Origin of the sequence: Nocardioides sp. AE5 (genome assembly GCF_031844485.1) — a bacterium.
Lineage (GTDB): Bacteria > Actinomycetota > Actinomycetes > Propionibacteriales > Nocardioidaceae > Nocardioides.
In genome coordinates, this window is record NZ_JAUZVI010000003.1 from 315,348 (window position 1) to 333,496 (window position 18,149).

An 18,149-nucleotide genomic window follows, 5' to 3' on the forward strand; every position below is an offset into this window, starting at 1 on the left:
TCCGGGTGCCTGTGGAGAAGCGGATGCGTACGTCGCGGATCCGGGTCAGGCTGGTGCCATGAGGTCTCGGGTGCTGAAGGTGTTGCTGGTGCTGGTGGTCGTCACCGGCGCCGTCCTGACCGGCGTGCTCGTCGGGGTGCGGGAAAGGGCCGCTCCGGCCCAGGACGGGCCCGTGGTCGGGGTCGCTGCGCGGGCAGTGACCAGCCTGGACCGTGACCGGGAGGCGGCGCGACGGGTCCTGGCCGAGTGGGACCGGCGTCGTGCGGCCGCCTGGGCCGCGGGGGACCTGGTGGCGCTGCGGGATCTCTACGTGGACGGCTCTGCGGCGGGGGAGCGGGACGCGGAACGGCTGGCCGCCTGGCAGGAACGGGGCTTGCGGGTGGAGGAGATCGCCATACAGGTGCTGGAGTTCGAACTGGTCAGCCGGACCTCGGAGCAGATCGTCATCGAGGTGACCGACCGCATCGTCGGTGGGGAAGCGGTGGGCAGTGGCCAGCGGATCGCCCTGCCGCACTCGCAGGCCGAGCGCCACCGGGTCACCCTGGTGCTGGTGAAGGGGGAGTGGCGGGTCAGTTGATGGTCGGCGTCAGCCCAGCGCAGCGGCGATCACGTCGCGCACGTCGCGGTCGGCGAAGTCGTATCCGGACTCCATCAGCGCCCGTGGCTCGGCGCGCAGGGAGCCCAGGACCTCCGGGGCCATCGGGCCGGCGGCCCGCTCGATCACCACGCGTGGCACGGACAGGCGCGCATTGCGACCCAGGGCCGCGGACAGTGCGTAGGTGAACTCGGCGTTGGTCGGCGTGTCGGGGCAACAGAGGTTGAACGGGCCGCTGGCGTCCGGGTGCGCGGCCAGGTGGGCGACCCCGCCGAGCCAGTCGCGCAGCGAGATGAGCGGGAAGAACTGGCTGCCCGTGCCCAGTCGCGCGCCCAGGCCCAGCCGGAACGGCAGCAGCATCGGCTTCAACGGCGCAGCGTGGCTGCTGATCACCGGGGCGGTGCGCAGCACCGCGACGCGGGCACCCGCCGCCGCAGCGGGGGCAGCGGCGTCCTCCCAGAGTCGGGTCACCCCGGCGAGCAGCGTGGTCCCGTCGGCCTCGTGGGCCTCGTCGACCGGTTCGTCGCCACGGTCGCCGTAGACGGAGATGCCGTTGCCCGCCAAGTACGCCGGGGATCCCGCGCCGCTGGTGTGGCTGGCGGCGATCCGGTCGGCCAGGAAGCGGGTTGTGGTCACCCGGCTGTTCACCAGGGCGGCGGCCCACTTCTTCGAGTGCGGGTTGCCGATCAGCGGTGCGCCGGCCAGGTTGACGACCACGTCGGCCCCGTCGATGACGGACTGGTCCAGGTGGGCGGCGTACGGGTCCCAGGTGACGGCGGTGGACTTCACCCGAGGGGCGGATGGGTGCGCGTCCCCACGGGACTCATGGCGGACCAGGCGGGTGACCGAATGGCCCTCCGCGACGAGATGTGCCACCAGGTGGGAGCCGAGGAAGCCCGAGGAACCGGCCACGACGATGCGCATGGCTCCAGCCTGCCATGGCCCTCAAGTCCCCGAAATGCCGAGTCGGCACGTGTTCACGACAACCTGTCGTGAACACGCGCCGACTCGACGCTGGATCAGACCTCGAAGGCCCCCGACTCGACGCGCTGCTTCACGTCCTGCAGGAAGCGGGCCGCGTCGGCACCGTCGACGATCCGGTGGTCATAGGTGAGCGACAGGTAGGCCATGTGGCGCACCGCGATCGTCTCGCCCAGGTTCGGGTCGTCGATCACCACGGCGCGCTTGACCACCGCGCCGGTGCCGAGGATCGCCACCTGCGGCTGGTTGATGATCGGGGTGTCGAAGAGGGCGCCGACGCTGCCGGTGTTGGTCAGCGTGAAGGTGCCCCCGGCCAGTTCGTCCGGCTTGACCTTGTTGTTGCGGGTGCGGTCGGCCAGATCGGCGATCTTGCGGGCCAGGCCAGCGACGTTCAGGTCACCGGCGTTGTGGATCACCGGGCTCAGCAGGCCACGCTCGGTGTCGACCGCGATGGCCAGGTGCTCGGCGTCGAAGTAGGTGATCTCCGACTTCTCCGCGTCGACCTGGGCGTTGAGGGCCGGGTGGGCCTTCAGCGCGTCGATGGTGGCCTTGGCGAAGAACGGGAAGAACGACAGCTTCACGCCCTCGCGGGAGTGGAAGTCGGCCTTCACCTGATCGCGCAGGCGCGCCACGTTGGTGACGTCCACCTCGACCACCTGGGTCAGCTGGGCCGAGATCTGCAGCGACTCGACCATCCGCTTGGCGATCACCTTGCGCAGGCGGGTCATCGGCTCGGTCTTGCCACGCAGCGGCGACGGCTGGGCCGGTGCCGGGGTGGCCGCCGGAGCAGCGCTCGCGGCCGGTGCCGGTGCCGGTGCAGCAGGCGCCTCCTGGGCCTTGGCAGCATCGAGCACGTCCTGCTTGCGGATCCGGCCACCGACGCCCGAGCCGGTCACGGTGGAGAGGTCCACGCCGTGCTGGTTGGCGAGCTTGCGGACCAGCGGGGTGACATAGCCGGCGTCCTCGTTGCCGGAGGCGGCGGGCTTGGGAGCCTCCTGCTGGGGGGCTGCCTCTTCCTGCTTCGGCTGTTCAGCCGGCTGCTCCGGGGCAGGCGCTTCTTCCTGAGCAGGCTGCTCCTGGGTGGGAGCCTCTTCCTGCTTGGGCTCTTCCTGCTCAGCGGGCGCCGCGCTGCCGTCACCGATGATCCCGAGCACCGCGCCGACCTCGACGGTCTCGTCCTCGGCGACGCGCTGCTCCAGCAGCGTGCCCGCGACCGGGGAGGGGATCTCGGTGTCGACCTTGTCGGTGGAGACCTCGAGCAGCGCCTCATCGACGGCGACCTCGTCGCCGACGTCCTTGAGCCAGCGGGTCACGGTGCCCTCGGTGACCGACTCACCCAGCTCGGGGAGCTTCACCTCGGTGCCGGAGCCACCCTGGGCGGGCTTGGACTCGGCGGCGGGCGCCTGCTGCTCGGCAGGTGCCTCCTCGGCGGGTGCTTCCTGCGCCGGCTCGTCGGCCTCGGCTGCGGGTTCCTCGGTCGCTTCGTCAGCCGCCTCCGCGGCGTCCTCCTCGGCGCTCGAGTCGGCCCCGGAATCAGCAGAGCCACCGCCCTCGCTCTCGTCCCCGATCACGGCCAGGAGACCGCCGACCTCGACGGTGTCGTCCTCCTGGGCCTTGATCTCCAGCAACGTGCCGGCGACCGGGGAGGGGATCTCGGTGTCGACCTTGTCGGTGGAAACCTCGAGCAGCGGCTCATCCATGGCCACGGCATCGCCCACCTGCTTCAACCAGCGGGTGACGGTGCCTTCGGTGACGGATTCGCCCAACTCCGGGAGGGTGACTTCGGTGGCCATGTGCTTCCTTCGCTCGAATTCTTCTGTGGTGGTCCAGCGTCTGTGGGTCTCAGCCGTGCGCGTGCAGCGGCTTGCCGGCGAGGGCCAGGTGGGCCTCGCCGAGGGCTTCGTTCTGGGTCGGGTGGGCATGCACCAGGGGCGCGACGTCCTCGGCGTACCCCTCCCACCCGTAGATCAACTGTGCCTCGCCGATCAACTCGCCGACGCGGGCACCGACCATGTGGATCCCGACCACCGGCCCGTCCTTGCGTCGTACCAGCTTGACGAAGCCCTGGGTCTTGAGGATCTGGCTCTTGCCGTTGCCGCCCAGGTCATAGGTGAGGGCCTCGACCTCGCCGTACTCCGCGCGGGCCTGCTCCTCGGTGAGCCCGACCGAGGCCAGCTCGGGGTCGCTGTAGGTCACCCGGGGGATGCCGGCCTCGTCGATCGGCACCGGGTCGAGCCCGGCGAGCTCCTCGGCGACGAAGATCCCCTGGGCGAACCCGCGGTGCGCCAGTTGCAGGCCCGGCACGATGTCGCCCACGGCGTACACACCGTCGACGCTGGTGCGCAGCCGCTCATCGGTGGCCACGAAGCCGCGGTCCATCGCCACACCGGCCTCCTCGAAGCCGAGGCCCTCGGTGACCGGCCCGCGGCCGACCGCGACCAGGAGGAGGTCTGCCTCGAGGGTCTTGCCACCCTCGACGGTAACGACCACGCCGTCCTCGCCGACCTGCACCGACTCGAACCGGGTGTTGGTCAATGCCTTGATCTTCCGCTTGCGGAACGCGCGCTCGAGCGCCTTCGAGGAGTCGGCGTCCTCGGCAGCGACCAGCCGGGGGAGCGCCTCGACGACAGTCACCTCCGCGCCGAACGACTTCCAGACGGAGGCGAACTCGGTGCCGATCACCCCGCCGCCGAGCACGATCGCCGAGCCGGGGACCTCATCGAGTTGCAGGGCGTGCTCGGAGGTGATCACCCGCTTGCCGTCGATCTCGAGGCCGGGCAACGAGCGGGAACGGGAGCCGGTGGCCAGGACGACGTTCTTCCCCGTGTACGTCGTGCCGTCGACCTCGACGGTGGTGGGAGAGGTCAGCCGGCCGCTGCCCTCGACCACGGTGATGCCGCGTGACTTGATCAGGCCGGTGAGGCCCTTGAAGAGGCGGGAGACAACGCCGTCCTTGTAGGCGTTGACGCCTGCCATGTCGATGCCGTCGAAGGTGGCGTTGACGCCGAACTGGGCCGCCTGGCTCGCGCTCTCGGCGACCTCGGCCGCGTGCAGCAGTGCCTTGGTCGGGATGCAGCCGACGTGCAGGCAGGTGCCGCCCAGACTTCCCTTCTCCACCAGGGCCACGGTCAGGCCCAGTTGGGCGGCGCGCAGGGCGCAGGCATAGCCGCCCGAACCGGCGCCGAGAATGACCACATCGAACTGGTTGCCGGTCTGCGGGGTTGCCGCGTCCGTCACGTTGTCCTCCACTCCTGATGAAACGACGGGCCCATCCTTGCACTATCCGGGTGAGGTGCGACACCACCCCGGCGCTCACTGATCCGACGGGCCTGCTGCACGCCGCGTGTGCGGCCATGCGTCACACTGGTCGCATGGGTCTCTTCTCCCGATTCCGCCGCAAGTCCGGCGTCAGTCGCCCCACGGGCGGCGAGCGCACCGGGTCCACCTCGGTGCGCGCCTCCAACGCGGCCGACGAGAAGCACCTGCGTGAGTTCGTCACCGCGCGTCGCGGTGTCGAGGGGTTCGTCGAGCCACGTACGGCGGTCAGCGACGTGACGCTGCTGCTGGTCGCGCACGACGGCGAGTGGACCCGGCGCCGGGTGCCGTCGGTGCAGTGGGCCCACACCTTCTGCAACAAGCACCAGGTCCCGTCGTACGACGCGGCCGTGGTCGGCATCCCGCAACGGATGCGCGACTTCAACCGCCGCAAGAAGGCCCAGGGCTGACCGCTTGCGTTGCGCAGGGCACCGCCGGGCGGCTCAGGCGTCGTCCGGCCTCGCAGCGGCCAGTGACTCGACGTACTCGACCAGGGTTGCGACCCCGAAGCCGGTGCCGCCGGCGGGGGTGAAGCCGTGCGGCCCACCGGTGTTGAAGCCGGGGCCGGCGATGTCCAGGTGGCCCCAGGGCAGGCCGTTGGTGAACTCGCGCAGGAACGCGGCCGCGAAGAGGCCACCGCCCCAGCGCACCCAGTCGTGCTGGGCGATGTCGGCGATCTTGCTGCTCCTGACCCGCTGCTCCATCTCCTCGGGGATCGGCATTGGCCACACGGCCTCGCCCGCCGCATCGGCCGCGGCGCGCAGGTCGGCGACGACGTCGTCGGTGCCCATCACGCCGGCCACCTTGTCGCCGAGTGCGACGACCATGTGGCCGGTCAGCGTCGCGATGTCGATGATCGCGTCGGGCTCCTCCTCGGCGGCCATGACCAGGGCGTCGGCAAGGATGAGGCGTCCCTCGGCGTCGGTGTTGGAGACCTCGACGGTGGTGCCGCCGCGGATGGTGAGCACGTCCCCGGGGCGCATCGCCTCACCGGAGACCATGTTCTCGGCCATTGGCGCCCACGCGGTCACCTTCACCGGCAGGCCGAGGCGGGCGATCAGGAAGAGGGCCTGGACGACGCTCGCAGCGCCGGCCATGTCCTCCTTCATGGTGGCCATCGAGTTGGCCGGTTTGATCGTGTAGCCGCCGGAGTCGAAGGTGACGCCCTTGCCGACCAGCGCCACGTGGCGGGTCGCCCCGGCCGGCTCCCAGGTGAGCTTGACCAGGCGCGGGGGAGTCGCCGAACCGCCGCCGACACCGAGGATGCCGCCACACCCGTCCGCGGCGAGTTCCTGCTCGTCCCACACCTTGATCCCGACCTTCGGCGCGCCCTTGCCCTTGGTCAGTTCGGCATGCGCCGCGACCACGGCGTCGGCGAAGAGCGGCGGGTTGAGGTCATTGGCCGGCAGGTTCACCCACTGGCGGGTGGCATTGAGCGCCCCGGCCACCAGGTGGGCCCGTTCGTACGCCGCGATCGCCTCGCCCTGGCGCGCGATCGGACTGAGCACGACGACCTCACTGGACTTCTCCGACTTCGGCTTCGAGTCGCGCTTGTAGTCGTCGAACGCATAGGTGCCGAGCAGGTAGCCCTCGGTGACGGCACGGACCAGTTCGGGAGAGTCCGCCGGGAGCGCGATGGCGACCGACGCCGCGTTGGTGACCGTGCGGGCCGCGACGCCGGCGGCACGGCGTACCCGGACGTGGTCGACCTGCTTCTGCTCACCGAGCCCGACCAGGACCACCAGCGGTGAGTTGATCGCGCCGGCGGTCGGCACCTTGGCCACCTCGCCGGCCTTGCCGGTGAACCCGATCGCGGAGAGCAGTGGACGGAACTTGCGGCCCCACGCGGCCTGGACATCCTCGCCGCCCGATGCGATCACCGGGCCCTTGGTGGAGGTGGCTATCCCGACCACGACGGCGTCGGCGCGGGTCTTGGCGGGGCTGGCAGAACGGAAGGCATAGGTCGTCACGCCAACGCACTCTAGCCGTGACCGGAATGTCCGGCGTGGCGGCGGCATGCTGCGATAGGTTCACCGCCATGACTGAGTTGCTCACCTCGCCCCTGCACGAGCGCCACGTCGCCCTCGGCGCGAAGTTCTCCGGATTCGGCGGCTGGTCGATGCCCCTGGAATATGCCGCGGGCACCGTTGCCGAGCACAACGCGGTGCGCACGTCGGTGGGCCTCTTCGACGTCAGCCACCTGGGCAAGGCGATGGTCTCGGGCCCCGGAGCAGCCGACTTCGTGAACGCGACCCTCTCCAACGACCTGTCGCGGATCGAGCCCGGCAAGGCGCAGTACACGCTGTGCATCGACGAGGAGACCGGCGGCATCGTCGACGACCTGATCGCCTACTACCACGACGAGCACATCCTGCTGGTCCCGAACGCTGCCAACGCCGCCGAGGTGGTCGGGCGGCTCCGGGCGGCCGCCCCCGAGGGGGTGACGGTCAAGGACCTGCACCGTGACTATGCCGTCCTGGCGATCCAGGGGACGAAGTCCGACGAGGTGCTCTCTGCGCTCTCCCTGCCCGTCGGGCACGACTACATGGCCTTCGTCGAGGCCGAGTTCGAGGGTGCCGGTGTGGTCGTGTGCCGCACCGGCTACACCGGTGAGCGCGGCTACGAACTGATCGTCAAGAACGAAGCCGCGCTGGGCCTCTGGGACGCGCTGATGTCGGCTGGCGAGGTCCACGCGATCGCGCCGTGCGGGCTTGGCTCGCGCGACACCCTGCGCACCGAGATGGGCTATCCGCTGCACGGCCAGGACATCTCGCTCGCGGTGAACCCGCTCGAGGGACGGGTCGGCTGGGCGGTGGGCTGGAAGAAGGACGCGTTCTGGGGACGCGACGTACTGCTGCCGCTGAAGGAAGCCGGACCCGAGCGGGTGCTGCGCGGCCTGGTGGCCACGGGTCGTGGCATCCCGCGGCCGGGGATGAGTGTGTCGCTGGTGCCGGACGTGCTGTTGTGCGAGGTCACCTCGGGCACCTTCTCGCCGACCCTGAAGAAGGGGATCGGCCTGGCCATCGTGCCGACCCTGGTCTCCGACGGGGCCGAGGTCGGTGTGGACATCCGCGGCCGGCGGGAGATCTTCACCGTCGTGAAGCCCCCGTTCGTGGACACCTCCGTCCGGGAGTCCTGACCCGGGCTCCTGGCCGGTCGCTCAGGCGGCCAGCGCGCAGAAGAGCAGGATCGCCGTGTACGCCGTCTCCACACTGGCGCCGTACACATCCCCGGTGACCCCTTCGAACCTGGCACGACTGCGCACTGCCACCACCAGTGCCGGCACCACGCCGAGCAGGCCGATGGCGAGGATGCGGACCAGGGACGTGTCGAGTGGGCCGAGCCCGGCCGGGACCGCGGACGGCACGGTGGCCAGCAGGTGGAGGAGCCCCAGCCCTGCGGCGACGAGCATGGCGGAGAGCAGCAACGAACCGGTGGCGGCCAGGGGCCGGACCGAGCCCGCGACGATCTTGCCCAGGCCGGATTCGGCTGCGGCCGGCATCCAGTTGCCGCAGAGCACGGGGATCAGGCCCCTGCTGACGACCAGCGCCAGCACCAGGGCCGCGGCCATGGTGGTGGTGCCGTTGAGGGCCAGGTCGGCCAGCGCCGCGACCTGGATCCCGAGCGCCACGACGAGGGTGATCACGCCGAAGGGGCCGATGTCGGACTGGTGCATGATCGCCACCGCGTCGGGTCCCTGGCGACCCGAGCCGAGTCCGTCGGCGGTGTCGGCCAGTCCGTCCATGTGCATGCCCCGGGTCAGCAACGCCAGGGCACCGGTCACCAGGAGGGCCACCAGAAGCACGGAGTCGCGGACCGAGGCGATTTCCAGGGCAAGGAGCAGGGGGACCAGGACGGCTGCAGCCAGCGCCGCCCCGGCTGCGGGCGCCATGATCATCGCCGCTCCGGCCACGGCCCGGTCCACCCTGGTCGGGGGCCGGACCGGGAAGATGGTGAACATCCCGAACGACAACCGGGATGCGTCGCGCAGGTCGCCCGGGCTCACAGCGACACCACCCGTCCGGCGATGCACCAGCGGACGTCGGGACTGGCTGCGGCGATGGCAGCATTCAGCCGACCCATCTCGTCGCGGAACCGACGCAGCGACGGTTCCGCCGGAACGATCCCCTGGCCGACCTCATTGGTGACGGCGACGACCCGCCGGTTGGTGGTGCGCCAGGCCTCTGTGAGTGCTTCGACCTCGGCCAGGACCGCCGCCTCGGCACCTGCCTCCCAGGCGCCGTCGGCCCAGGCGTCGTGGGTGTCCATCACCCGGGTCAGCCACAAGGTGAGGCAGTCGATGAGCAGCGGACCGCCGTCCTCGCCGAGCAGGCCGACGATGTCCAGGGTCTCCACGGTGGCCCATTCCGCCGGGCGCTGGGCGCGGTGCAGCCGGACCCGTTCCACCCACTCCGGGTCATCCGAGCGTGGATAGGAGGTGGCCACATAGGTGACCTCCCCACCCTCCTCGATCAGGATCCGCTCGGCCTCACTGGACTTGCCGCTGCGCGCACCCCCGATGACCAGCGTGCGTGACGGTTGGGTGCTGTCACCCAGTCTGGTGCCGTCATCGACCATGCGAGCTCCGATCGCGGCCAGCCGGTCGGCCAGCTCAGGTTGGGGTGGGTTGTGGTGGGAGAGGTGCACCGCCACCACGTCGGTGTCGTTGGTGATGGCGCCGACCTCGCGCAGGCGGCGTACCTGGGCGGTGAAGGAGGGGAGGTCCAGGTGGTCGGTGCCGTGGTCGGTGAAGTCGCCGAAGGTCTGTTCCAGCAGGACGACCTCGTACGCCGCCCCGGCCGTGGCAGCGACCGTCTCGGCTGGCAGGGGCCCGGTGTCGGTGGCGTAGAGCACCCTCACCGCGTGCTGTGCGGTGGGGCCCAAGTGGGCCAACTCGGCGTCTACTCGGTCCGATTGGACCGAGCCTCCGGCCAGTGGGCCCGGGTGGGCCCGAGCGTGTACGTCGTACAGGACCGCTCCCCGGGCATGAGCGGCGGCGAGCACTCTGACCGTGCCGCCGGTCATCTCGAGGACGTCGCCGGGGGAGACCTCGTGGAAGGCCACGTGGGTGTCAGGGGCAAGCCACTGGCGGGCCGAGGCGATCACCGTGGCCGGGCCGACCACGTCCAGCGGCGCATCGCCGGCGACCCAGGACCTGTAGAGCAGGAACGCGGGCGCGGTGTGGTCCGGATGGTCATGGGTGAGCAGGACGTGGCGTACGCCGCGCAACGAGATGCCGGCGCGCTCTGCAGTCCGCAGCGTCTCGGGCCCGCAGTCCAGCAGGAAGTCGCCGACCAGGGCACAGGTCTGGGCGCGGACCGTGCCGGCTGCGCGCGCCGAGTTGCAGGAGTGGCAGTCACAGAACGGGTTCGGCCAGCCATCGGCAGCGCCGGTGCCCAGGACATGGACCGCGGGGGAGGAAGCTGTCATTCGAACCGGGCCTCCGCGTCGAAGGCGGCCCGGCGGGACACACGTCTGAGCGCGCGCAACAGCGGTGTCCCGAGGAACAGCACGAGCAGGAAGGTGAAGTTGGCCCGAGCCAGGTCCCAGACCACGGAGGTGAGCGCGTAGTAGCGCACGTAGTTCACCAGGTTCTCCGCGGCCGTCGCCCCGGGGACGAAGCTGATCTGGTCGCCGTAGTTGCCGAACGGCCAGAACCACAGGTTCATCAGCAGCCCATAGAAGAGACCGATGAAGAAGCCGAGCACGGCGAGCATCCCGATCTCGACCTTGCCGCTGGCGCGTGGCAGACAACCGCCGAGGAAGCCGACCCAGCCGGCGGTCATCATCTGGAACGGCAGCCACGGCCCCACGCCACCGGTGATCAGGGCACCGACGAACATCGACAGGGCACCCAGCACGAAGCCGAAACCCCTACCGAAGACACGTCCACCGAGCAGGAAGAGGGCGAAACTGGGTTCGAACCCGGCAATCCCAGGGGACAGGGCGCGCAGGGCGCCGCCCATCGCGGAGAGCATCCCCAGCAACGCGATCGCCTTGGCGTCGATCGTTCCCGCATTGAGCTCGGCCAGGACGATCGCGGCCAGCAACGGCAACACCATCGCGAAGATCCATGGGGCATCGCCGGCATGTGAGGTCGCCCGCGCCTCACCGGCGGGCTCGAAGAGGAACGGCCACCCGAAAGCAGCCAGGGTCAACACCGAGGCCAGGGTCATCGCGACCGCGGCAGCGACCGGAACCCGGATCGCGGTGACGTCAGCCATCGGCAAGTGCCTTCCTGACGTCGCCGACGGTCAGCCACTCCTGCGGCGCCATCACCTTGGCAACCTGCGGTGCGAAGGCAGGCGAGGAGACCACGACCTCGGCCACGGGCCCGTCAGCCACCAGGTCCCCATCGCCGAGCAGCAACACCCGCGACGCCACGTCGGCGACCAGTTCGACGTCGTGGGTGGCCAGCAGGATGCCGTGGCCGGTGGCGGCAAGGGTGCGCAGGATCTCCACCAGATTCGCCTTCGCCACATAGTCCAGGCCACGGGTCGGCTCGTCCAGGAGCAGCATCCGCGGCCGGCTCGCCAGCACCACGGCCAGCGCCAGGCAGAGCTTCTGCCCCTCGGAGAGGTCCCGCGGGTGGTGCGCATCCGGTACGTCGGGGGACAACTGGTCCAGCAGGGCCCGGGTGGTCCCGGCCGGGGCGTCGGCATCCTGGTCCGCCAGGCGGCATTCCTGCCCCACGGTCGGGGCATAGAGCAGGTCACCGGGCACCTGCGGGACGAGACCGACCTGCGCCGCATCGACCTGGCCGCTGGTGGGCTTGTGCAGGCCGACGATCGAGCGGAGCAGGGTGGACTTGCCTGCTCCATTGCGTCCCATCAGGGCCACGACCTCGCCAGCGCGGATGCTCACGGAGATCCCGTCCAGGACCGGTTGGCGCGGATAGCCGGCAACCAGGTCCTTCACCTGCGCCACGACCTCGCCGACCTGCTGGGGCTGGTGGTCCGGCGGCGTGGTCGCGGCCAGGCGCTCGCGCAGCGGAGCGGCACGACGACGGGCCTCACGGACGGTGAGCGGCAACGGCGACCACCCCGCTGCCCGACCGAGGGCCACCACGGGGGGAGCGATCGGCGTACGGGCCATCACCTCGGCGGGGACGCCGACCTCGACGGCGGCGCCGTTGCCGGGCACATGGATCACCCGGTCCACGTGGGGCACCACCCGCTCGAGGCGGTGCTCGGCCAGGACCACCGTCATCCCGTTGTCGTGGACCAGTCGCTGCAAGGTGGCCAGCACCTCTTCGGCGGCCAGCGGGTCCAGGGCGGACGTCGGCTCATCGAGGACCAGCACGTCGGGATGCGTGGTCAATACGGACCCGATCGCGACCCGCTGCTGCTGTCCGCCCGACAGGGCCGACAACGGTCGCCCACGCAGGTCGGCCAGTCCGAGCAGGTCCAGGGTCTCCTCGACCCGGCGCCGCATCACCCGCGGAGGGATCCCCAGCGACTCCATCCCATAGGCAAGTTCGTCCTCGACGTTGTCGGTGATGAATCCGGCCAGGGGGTCCTGCCCGACGAACCCGACCACATCGGCCAGGTCGCGGGGACGATGGGTGCGCGTGGAGCGGCCTGCCACGGTGACCTCGCCGCGGAGCGTCCCGCCGGAGAAGTGCGGGAAGAGACCGTTGATGGCGCGCAGCAGGGTCGACTTCCCGCCCCCGGTGCGGCCCATCACCAGCACCATCTCGCCCTCGGCGACCTGGACATCGACGTCGACGAGCACGGGCGCGGGGGCCCCGGCATGGGTGAGGGTCACGTGGTCGAAGCGGATCATGCCGCAGCTCCGACGGGTGCGGCGACGACGGCAGTCCTGCGCCGGGGTGGCAGCGGAACCGGTGGGGCAAGGAAGGCCGGCAGCGCGGCGATCAGGATGCCGAGCACGGCGTACGGGGGGACTGGCGGGGTCTGCGTCGGCCAGGCCAGCACCATGGTGGACGGGTCCGCCGACATCTGCCAGAAGGAAAGCACCGCCGCGGCAATGCCGCACCCGGCGACCAGGAACTCCGGGACGGCCCACGGGTCAGGGCGATAGCGGGTCCGCCCGGTACGCCGTCCGCCGACCACCAGTCCGAGCGTGCCGAGGACGGCGCCGAGCACCAGCATCGGCAGGCCCAGCCAGGAGTCGGCGGTGCCGTTGAGGAAGCCGTACATGCCCAGGCAGACACCGAGGGCACCGAGGGTGACCAGGGCGACAGTGAAGCGCCGGGTGCGAGGATCGGTGACCGTGGTGCGGCCATAGCCGCGCGAGTCCATCGCAGCGGCCAGGTCCACGGATCGTTCCAAGGCGCCCTCGAGCATCGGCATGGCGAGGCGACCGAAACGACGCAGCCGCCCCTTGCGGCCGCCACGGAGACGGGCCGCGTCGCGGACCCGTCGGGCGTCGGTGGCCAGTTGCGGAGCGAACGTCAGGGCGATGATGCAGGCCACACCGATCTCATAGAGCGCAGCGGGCACATAGCGCAGCAACTGGCGGGCGCTGCCCAGTGCGTTGGCGGCGCCGATGCAGCAGAAGATCGCGGCGAGCTGGATGCCGACGTACAACGAGGTCAGCACCGCCTCCAGGGTGACCGGCCCGCCGATCCGCAGGCCGGACTCCTTCGGCAGCGGAAGCTCGGGCAATGTGAAGAGGACATTGAGGCCCTGGCTGCTGCCGGAGAAGAGGCTCTGGAACAGCACGTGGATGAAGATCACGAAGAGGGCCAGCTTGAAGAAGAGCGCGTAGGAGGACGCCCACGGCGTGTTGCCCTTGCGGGCCGAGACCACGAACCAGCTGACCGCCATGATCAGCACCAACGGCACCGGGTTCATGGTGCGGCTCGCAGCCGCAGCGAGCCCGATGGCCCACAGCCACCACGCCACCGGGTGCAGGGCACGCGGATGGGTGATCAGGTGGTGGGGGCGCATCAGGCTCGCGGATCCAGCAGGCTGACTCAGGCAGCCTCGTCGGCCGAGCGGCGACGAGCCAGGAAGGCGCCGCCCGCGCCGAGCACGACCACGGCCGCACCGACGCCGATCAGCAGCGGCAGGTTCGAGTCGTCATCCTCGTCCGCGGAGGCGGCCTCGTCGCCCGGCATCACGAAGGCCACCGGCTCGCCGTCGGCCGGGGTGCCCGCCTCGGCCAGGTCGCTGCCGCAACCGGTGGCGGGGTAGCTCTCGATCGCACACAGCATCGGGCCGTACGAGCTGTCCTCGGTGCGCACCTTCTGCGAGACGGACTGCAGGACCTGGAGGCCGTTGGCGTCGGTGTCCACCTGTGCGCACCACGCCTGGGCCGCCGGGACGCTGGCGCCGTCAGTGGCGTCCTCCTCGACCCCGAAGTCGACCAGGACGGCGACGCGCTTCTTGCCCTCGGCCGCGGCCACGTCGGCGCAGACGGTGTCGAAGTTGACCTTCGACAGGTCGGCGCGGGGCAGGTTCGGGTTGGCGAAGTCGGCCGGTGCCGCATAGCGGTAGGCCTCGATGGACCCGTCAGCCGGGTTGGCGCCGGACGGCCCCGTGCCCTGGGCGACGAACGCGCCGTCGGTGACGGTGAAATAGGCCCAGTAGCGGTAGATGTCGGCGGCGTGCGCGCTGCCGGGGGTGAACGCGACCAGGAGTCCGGTCAGGAACAAGGCCATGGCTGCGGCGATGGGCGTGCGGGTGGTGCGCATGGGCGTTGGTGCCCTTTCTTCTGGTGCGGCGCCACGGAGGGAGGATGCCGGACCAGGGTCCGGCTCCACGTTCCGTAGACCTCGACGGTGGAGCCAGCATCCCCTTCCGGTGCTCCGGCTCTACGGTTGCGGGTCAGCGCCGGAATCACACCGGCTTCCCCGGAACGGGATGTTGCTGTCCCGCCTGTGCCAGGGGGACAGGGCGAAATCTGCCACCGGGCCACGGTTCCGTCAAAGGCCGTCCACACTGTGTAGTCTCGCCCGCATGGCGAACGTTCCCCCCGAGCCCCCGACCTTCCAGCCCAGCCAGGCCCCGGACCAGACGTGGCACTGGCGCCTGGAGGATGCCAACGGCGCGGAGGTCGAGATCGCCGGTGACCTGGCCGGGCAGTCGTTCGCCAGCCAGGCTGACGCCGAGTCCTGGGTGGGGGAGTTCTACGCCGACCTGGCCGACTTGGGCGTGGACGCGGTCAGCCTCTTCGACGGCGACCGCCTGGTCTACGGGCAGATGTCCCTGCACGCCTGACCCTGGCCCCGCACGGGTGGAGGAACGACACGCGGCGCAGGTGCGGCGCCAGAGGCCCGGCTGCGCCTATCGTGGTGCCCACAGATAGGCGAAGGCCCCTCGCAAGTATGAGTTGCGAGGGGCCTTCTGTGTGATCGGATCCGGTGACGCTTCCGATCGACTGCTCTTCGTTTCCGGCCCCAGCGGCTTCGTCACCCTGCCGCTGCGTCGGGGTTGCCCCCTCCGTGTGAACCTTGCTTCCGAGCTGTCCCGCACCTCCGGGGGGAAGTGCGTAGGCAAAGTTCTACGTGGTGTGGCCGTGATCACGCAAGGGATTCACCAAACATTCTTCTGGTTCTACAAGCCAACGGCGTGTCGTCCACAGAACCGGGCTGTCGTGTCCACAGGGTTCCCCGGTTCCTCCACAGGACCTGTGGAGGAGATGTCGGTAGGGTTGGGCGCGTGCAGGCCTACCTCGAACTTCTCCAGCGCATCATCGACGACGGCGTCGACAAGGGCGACCGCACCGGCACCGGGACGCGCAGCGTCTTCGGCCACCAGATGCGCTTCGACCTGACGGCCGGCTTCCCGCTGGTGACCACCAAGAAGGTGCACACCCGGTCGGTCTTCGCCGAACTGCTCTGGTTCCTGCGCGGCGACACCAACGTGAAGTGGCTCCAGGACCGCGGCGTGACCATCTGGGATGAATGGGCCGACGAGAACGGCGACCTCGGCCCGGTCTACGGCTACCAATGGCGCTCCTGGCCCACCCCGGACGGGCGCCACGTCGACCAGATCAAGAACCTCATCGATTCGATCCGCACCAACCCCGACTCGCGGCGCCACATCGTCTCGGCCTGGAACGTCGCCGACGTCGATGAGATGGCCCTGCCGCCGTGCCACACCCTCTTCCAGTTCTACGTCGCCCCGAGTGACGACGGAGGCCCGGGACGGCTGAGTTGCCAGCTCTACCAGCGCAGTGCAGACGTCTTCCTCGGCGTGCCGTTCAACATCGCCTCCTATGCACTGCTCACCCACATGGTCGCCCAGGTGACCGGGCTGCGCGTGGGCGAGTTCGTGCACACCATGGGCGATGCCCACCTCTATTCCAACCACCTCGAACAGGCGCACCTGCAGCGCACCCGTACGCCGCGCCCGTTGCCGAGCCTGGTGCTTGATCCCTCCGTCACCCAGATCGACGCCTTCGACCTGGAGCACATCGAGGTCACCGGCTATGACCCGCACCCAGTGATCAAGGCGCCCATCGCCGTATGAGCGTGGTGATGGTCGCGGCGTACGCCCGCAACCGGGTGATCGGCAACCGCGGTGACATCCCCTGGCACGTGCCGGAGGACTTCGCCCACTTCAAGCGCGTCACGCTGGGCCACACCCTGGTGATGGGCCGCGCCACCTGGGACTCGATCGGGCGCCCGCTGCCGGGACGGACCACCGTGGTGGTCACCCGCGACCGGACCTGGCACGCCGGTGAGTACGCCGATCAGGTCCACGTCGCCCACTCCGTGCAGGCTGCGATCGACCTGGCCGCCACCCTGTCCGGCGACACGGTGATCGCCGGCGGCAGCCAGGTCTATGCCCAGGCGATGCCGCTGGCCGATCGCCAGGTGCTCACCGAGATCGATCTCGAACCGCCCGGCGACGCCCACTATCCGCCGCTTCCCGAGGGGGAGTGGGCCGAGGTCTCCCGCGAGGAGCACGACGGCTACGCCTTCGTCGAATGGGCCCGGATCGCGCCCCCGCCCACGATCGAGGTGGCCGCGGTGGCGCTGGTCCGCGACGGCGAGGTGCTCACCGTCCGCAAGCGCGGCACCGACCGGTTCATGCTGGTCGGCGGGAAGCTGGAGCCCGGGGAGAGCGGCGAGGACGCGGCTCGGCGGGAGAGCGCCGAGGAGGTGCTGCTGCGCCCGCTCGGCCTGGAACCGCTGGGCGAGTTCACCGCACTGGCCGCCAACGAGCCCGGTCACTTGGTCCGTTCCCAGGTCTTCGTGGGCGCGTGCGGTGGCGTGCCGGAGGTGGCCGCCGAGATCGCCGAGTTGCGCTGGATGGGGTTCGACGAGGCGCACGACGACCTGGCGCCGCTGCTGGAGAGCCTGCTGCCGGTGCTTCGCCGCCATGGCAGGCTGGAGCCATGACCTCATCCCTGGAACTCCGGATCTTCACCGAGCCCCAGCAGGGCGCGACGTACGACGACTTGTTGCGGGTGGCACTGGCCGCGGAACGCCTCGGGTTCGGTGCGTTCTTCCGCTCCGACCACTACCTGGGCATGGGCACCGAGGGGCACCCGGGACCGACCGATGCCTGGACGACGCTGGCCGGCCTCGCCCGCGACACCACCACCATCCGCCTCGGCACGATGATGACCTCGGCCACCTTCCGCCACCCCGGCGTCCTCGCGATCCAGGTCGCCGGCGTCGACCAGATGAGCGGTGGCCGGGTCGAACTGGGCATCGGCGCCGGCTGGTTCGAGGAGGAGCACACCCAGTACGGCATCCCGTTCCCGTCCACCGCCGAGCGCTTCGACCGCTTCGAGGAGCAACTCGAGATCATCACCGGGCTGTGGCGCACGCCGCTCGGCGACCGGTTCACCCACCCGGGTCCCACCTGGCCGCTGACCGACTCGCTCGCCCTGCCCAAGCCGGTCCAGGACCCGCACCCGCCGGTGCTGATCGGCGGCCTGGGCAAGCGACGTACGCCGTCACTGGCCGCGCGGTTCGCCGACGAGTTCAACCTGCCGTTCGTGGACGAGGAGACCACCGCGACCCAGTTCGCCCGGGTCCGTGCCGCGTGCGAGGAGATCGGCCGCGACGCCGACGAACTCACCTGGTCCAACGCACTGGTGCTCTGCGTCGGGCGCGACGAGGCCGAGATCGCCCGGCGGGCGGCGTCGATCGGACGCGAGGTGGATGAGTTGCGCGCCAACGGCCTGGCCGGAACCCCGCAGGAAGTGGTCGACAAGATCCACCGCTATGCGGCGCTCGGCAGCCAGAGGTTCTACCTGCAGGTGCTCGACCTGGCCGATCTCGACCACCTGGAGCTGGTTGCGGCCGAGGTGATGCCCCACCTGTGAAGGTGGA

At 70.4% G+C, this 18,149-nt stretch carries 17 protein-coding genes and 1 riboswitch; of the genes, 7 read left to right on the forward strand and 10 right to left on the reverse strand.

Annotated features, from left to right (window positions below; all coding sequences use genetic code 11):
• Positions 1-58 precede the first annotated feature (58 nt).
• Positions 59-577 (forward strand): hypothetical protein, encoded by a 519-nt coding sequence (locus tag Q9R27_RS07305; RefSeq protein WP_311251691.1) that lies wholly within the window; start codon positions 59-61, stop codon positions 575-577.
• A 9-nt stretch (positions 578-586) separates the two neighbouring features.
• Here Q9R27_RS07305 and Q9R27_RS07310 read toward each other — a convergent pair whose 3' ends face one another.
• The 3 genes from Q9R27_RS07310 to lpdA form a co-directional block, all read right to left on the reverse strand.
• Positions 587-1,519, reverse strand: a complete 933-nt coding sequence (locus Q9R27_RS07310) for a TIGR01777 family oxidoreductase (protein ID WP_311251692.1) — start codon at positions 1,517-1,519, stop codon at positions 587-589.
• A gap of 95 nt (positions 1,520-1,614) precedes the next feature.
• On the reverse strand, positions 1,615-3,369 hold the full coding sequence (gene sucB / locus Q9R27_RS07315; RefSeq protein WP_311251693.1) for a 2-oxoglutarate dehydrogenase, E2 component, dihydrolipoamide succinyltransferase: 1,755 nt from the start codon (positions 3,367-3,369) through the stop codon (positions 1,615-1,617).
• 49 nt (positions 3,370-3,418) lie between these two features.
• The gene (gene lpdA, locus Q9R27_RS07320; RefSeq protein WP_311251694.1) at positions 3,419-4,813 is read right to left on the reverse strand and encodes a dihydrolipoyl dehydrogenase; all 1,395 of its coding nucleotides are present in this window, start codon (positions 4,811-4,813) and stop codon (positions 3,419-3,421) included.
• A gap of 134 nt (positions 4,814-4,947) precedes the next feature.
• Here lpdA and Q9R27_RS07325 point away from each other — a divergent pair, with 134 nt between their 5' ends.
• Positions 4,948-5,301, forward strand: coding sequence for a hypothetical protein (locus Q9R27_RS07325; protein ID WP_311251695.1), 354 nt, complete (start codon positions 4,948-4,950; stop codon positions 5,299-5,301).
• A 33-nt stretch (positions 5,302-5,334) separates the two neighbouring features.
• On the opposite strand, the gene Q9R27_RS07330 is transcribed toward Q9R27_RS07325, so the two are convergent.
• A complete protein-coding gene (locus Q9R27_RS07330; RefSeq protein WP_311251696.1) occupies positions 5,335-6,861 on the reverse strand; it encodes a leucyl aminopeptidase in 1,527 nt (508 codons plus the stop codon).
• A 68-nt stretch (positions 6,862-6,929) separates the two neighbouring features.
• Here Q9R27_RS07330 and gcvT point away from each other — a divergent pair, with 68 nt between their 5' ends.
• Positions 6,930-8,030: a glycine cleavage system aminomethyltransferase GcvT gene (gene gcvT, locus Q9R27_RS07335; protein ID WP_311251697.1), complete on the forward strand. Its 1,101-nt coding sequence runs from the start codon at positions 6,930-6,932 to the stop codon at positions 8,028-8,030.
• Positions 8,031-8,051: 21 nt separating this feature from the next.
• Here the strand turns inward: gcvT and Q9R27_RS07340 are convergent, their stop codons facing one another.
• Genes Q9R27_RS07340 through Q9R27_RS07365 form a run of 6 tightly spaced genes read right to left on the reverse strand, consistent with a single transcriptional unit; the run spans position 8,052 to position 14,552 of the window.
• A complete protein-coding gene (locus Q9R27_RS07340; RefSeq protein WP_311251698.1) occupies positions 8,052-8,897 on the reverse strand; it encodes an adenosylcobinamide-GDP ribazoletransferase in 846 nt (281 codons plus the stop codon).
• Positions 8,894-10,321, reverse strand: coding sequence for a bifunctional adenosylcobinamide kinase/adenosylcobinamide-phosphate guanylyltransferase (locus tag Q9R27_RS07345; protein WP_311251699.1), 1,428 nt, complete (start codon positions 10,319-10,321; stop codon positions 8,894-8,896). The genes Q9R27_RS07340 and Q9R27_RS07345 overlap by 4 nt, the downstream gene beginning before the upstream one ends.
• Positions 10,318-11,115, reverse strand: coding sequence for an ECF transporter S component (locus Q9R27_RS07350; RefSeq protein WP_311251700.1), 798 nt, complete (start codon positions 11,113-11,115; stop codon positions 10,318-10,320). Before Q9R27_RS07350 ends, Q9R27_RS07345 begins: the two co-directional genes overlap by 4 nt.
• Positions 11,108-12,676 (reverse strand): ATP-binding cassette domain-containing protein, encoded by a 1,569-nt coding sequence (locus tag Q9R27_RS07355; RefSeq protein ID WP_311251701.1) that lies wholly within the window; start codon positions 12,674-12,676, stop codon positions 11,108-11,110. Before Q9R27_RS07355 ends, Q9R27_RS07350 begins: the two co-directional genes overlap by 8 nt.
• A complete protein-coding gene (locus Q9R27_RS07360) occupies positions 12,673-13,806 on the reverse strand; it encodes an energy-coupling factor transporter transmembrane component T (protein WP_311251702.1) in 1,134 nt (377 codons plus the stop codon). The genes Q9R27_RS07355 and Q9R27_RS07360 overlap by 4 nt, the downstream gene beginning before the upstream one ends.
• Positions 13,807-13,832: 26 nt before the next feature.
• Complete coding sequence (locus tag Q9R27_RS07365) at positions 13,833-14,552, reverse strand: SCO2322 family protein (RefSeq protein ID WP_311251703.1); 720 nt, start codon at positions 14,550-14,552, stop codon at positions 13,833-13,835.
• A 108-nt stretch (positions 14,553-14,660) separates the two neighbouring features.
• Positions 14,661-14,712: riboswitch (cobalamin riboswitch) on the reverse strand.
• Between the two features lie 105 nt (positions 14,713-14,817).
• On the opposite strand from Q9R27_RS07365, the gene Q9R27_RS07370 reads away from it, so the two are divergent.
• From Q9R27_RS07370 to Q9R27_RS07385, 4 genes are all read left to right on the forward strand, one after another.
• Positions 14,818-15,078 carry a hypothetical protein gene (locus tag Q9R27_RS07370; RefSeq protein ID WP_311251704.1) on the forward strand — a complete coding sequence of 87 codons (261 nt, stop codon included), beginning with the start codon at positions 14,818-14,820 and terminating at the stop codon, positions 15,076-15,078.
• Positions 15,079-15,519: 441 nt separating this feature from the next.
• On the forward strand, positions 15,520-16,332 hold the full coding sequence (locus Q9R27_RS07375; RefSeq protein WP_311251705.1) for a thymidylate synthase: 813 nt from the start codon (positions 15,520-15,522) through the stop codon (positions 16,330-16,332).
• Positions 16,329-17,207 carry a dihydrofolate reductase gene (locus Q9R27_RS07380; protein ID WP_311251706.1) on the forward strand — a complete coding sequence of 293 codons (879 nt, stop codon included), beginning with the start codon at positions 16,329-16,331 and terminating at the stop codon, positions 17,205-17,207. Before Q9R27_RS07375 ends, Q9R27_RS07380 begins: the two co-directional genes overlap by 4 nt.
• On the forward strand, positions 17,204-18,142 hold the full coding sequence (locus tag Q9R27_RS07385; RefSeq protein ID WP_311251707.1) for an LLM class F420-dependent oxidoreductase: 939 nt from the start codon (positions 17,204-17,206) through the stop codon (positions 18,140-18,142). The genes Q9R27_RS07380 and Q9R27_RS07385 overlap by 4 nt, the downstream gene beginning before the upstream one ends.
• The last annotated feature ends 7 nt before the right edge of the window (positions 18,143-18,149 follow it).

Excerpts from the sequence above, each read along its gene's own strand:
- Q9R27_RS07370 (WP_311251704.1), top strand. The coding sequence starts at position 14,818 with ATGGCGAACGTTCCCCCCGAGCCCCCGACCTTCCAGCCCAGCCAGGCC.
- Q9R27_RS07345 (WP_311251699.1), bottom strand. The coding sequence starts at position 10,321 with ATGACAGCTTCCTCCCCCGCGGTCCATGTCCTGGGCACCGGCGCTGCC.
- Q9R27_RS07355 (WP_311251701.1), bottom strand. The coding sequence starts at position 12,676 with ATGATCCGCTTCGACCACGTGACCCTCACCCATGCCGGGGCCCCCGCG.
- Q9R27_RS07380 (WP_311251706.1), top strand. The coding sequence starts at position 16,329 with ATGAGCGTGGTGATGGTCGCGGCGTACGCCCGCAACCGGGTGATCGGC.
- Q9R27_RS07350 (WP_311251700.1), bottom strand. The coding sequence starts at position 11,115 with ATGGCTGACGTCACCGCGATCCGGGTTCCGGTCGCTGCCGCGGTCGCG.
- gcvT (WP_311251697.1), top strand. The coding sequence starts at position 6,930 with ATGACTGAGTTGCTCACCTCGCCCCTGCACGAGCGCCACGTCGCCCTC.
- Q9R27_RS07325 (WP_311251695.1), top strand. The coding sequence starts at position 4,948 with ATGGGTCTCTTCTCCCGATTCCGCCGCAAGTCCGGCGTCAGTCGCCCC.
- Q9R27_RS07365 (WP_311251703.1), bottom strand. The coding sequence starts at position 14,552 with ATGCGCACCACCCGCACGCCCATCGCCGCAGCCATGGCCTTGTTCCTG.
- Q9R27_RS07360 (WP_311251702.1), bottom strand. The coding sequence starts at position 13,806 with ATGCGCCCCCACCACCTGATCACCCATCCGCGTGCCCTGCACCCGGTG.
- Q9R27_RS07385 (WP_311251707.1), top strand. The coding sequence starts at position 17,204 with ATGACCTCATCCCTGGAACTCCGGATCTTCACCGAGCCCCAGCAGGGC.
- Q9R27_RS07310 (WP_311251692.1), bottom strand. The coding sequence starts at position 1,519 with ATGCGCATCGTCGTGGCCGGTTCCTCGGGCTTCCTCGGCTCCCACCTG.
- Q9R27_RS07305 (WP_311251691.1), top strand. The coding sequence starts at position 59 with ATGAGGTCTCGGGTGCTGAAGGTGTTGCTGGTGCTGGTGGTCGTCACC.
- sucB (WP_311251693.1), bottom strand. The coding sequence starts at position 3,369 with ATGGCCACCGAAGTCACCCTCCCGGAGTTGGGCGAATCCGTCACCGAA.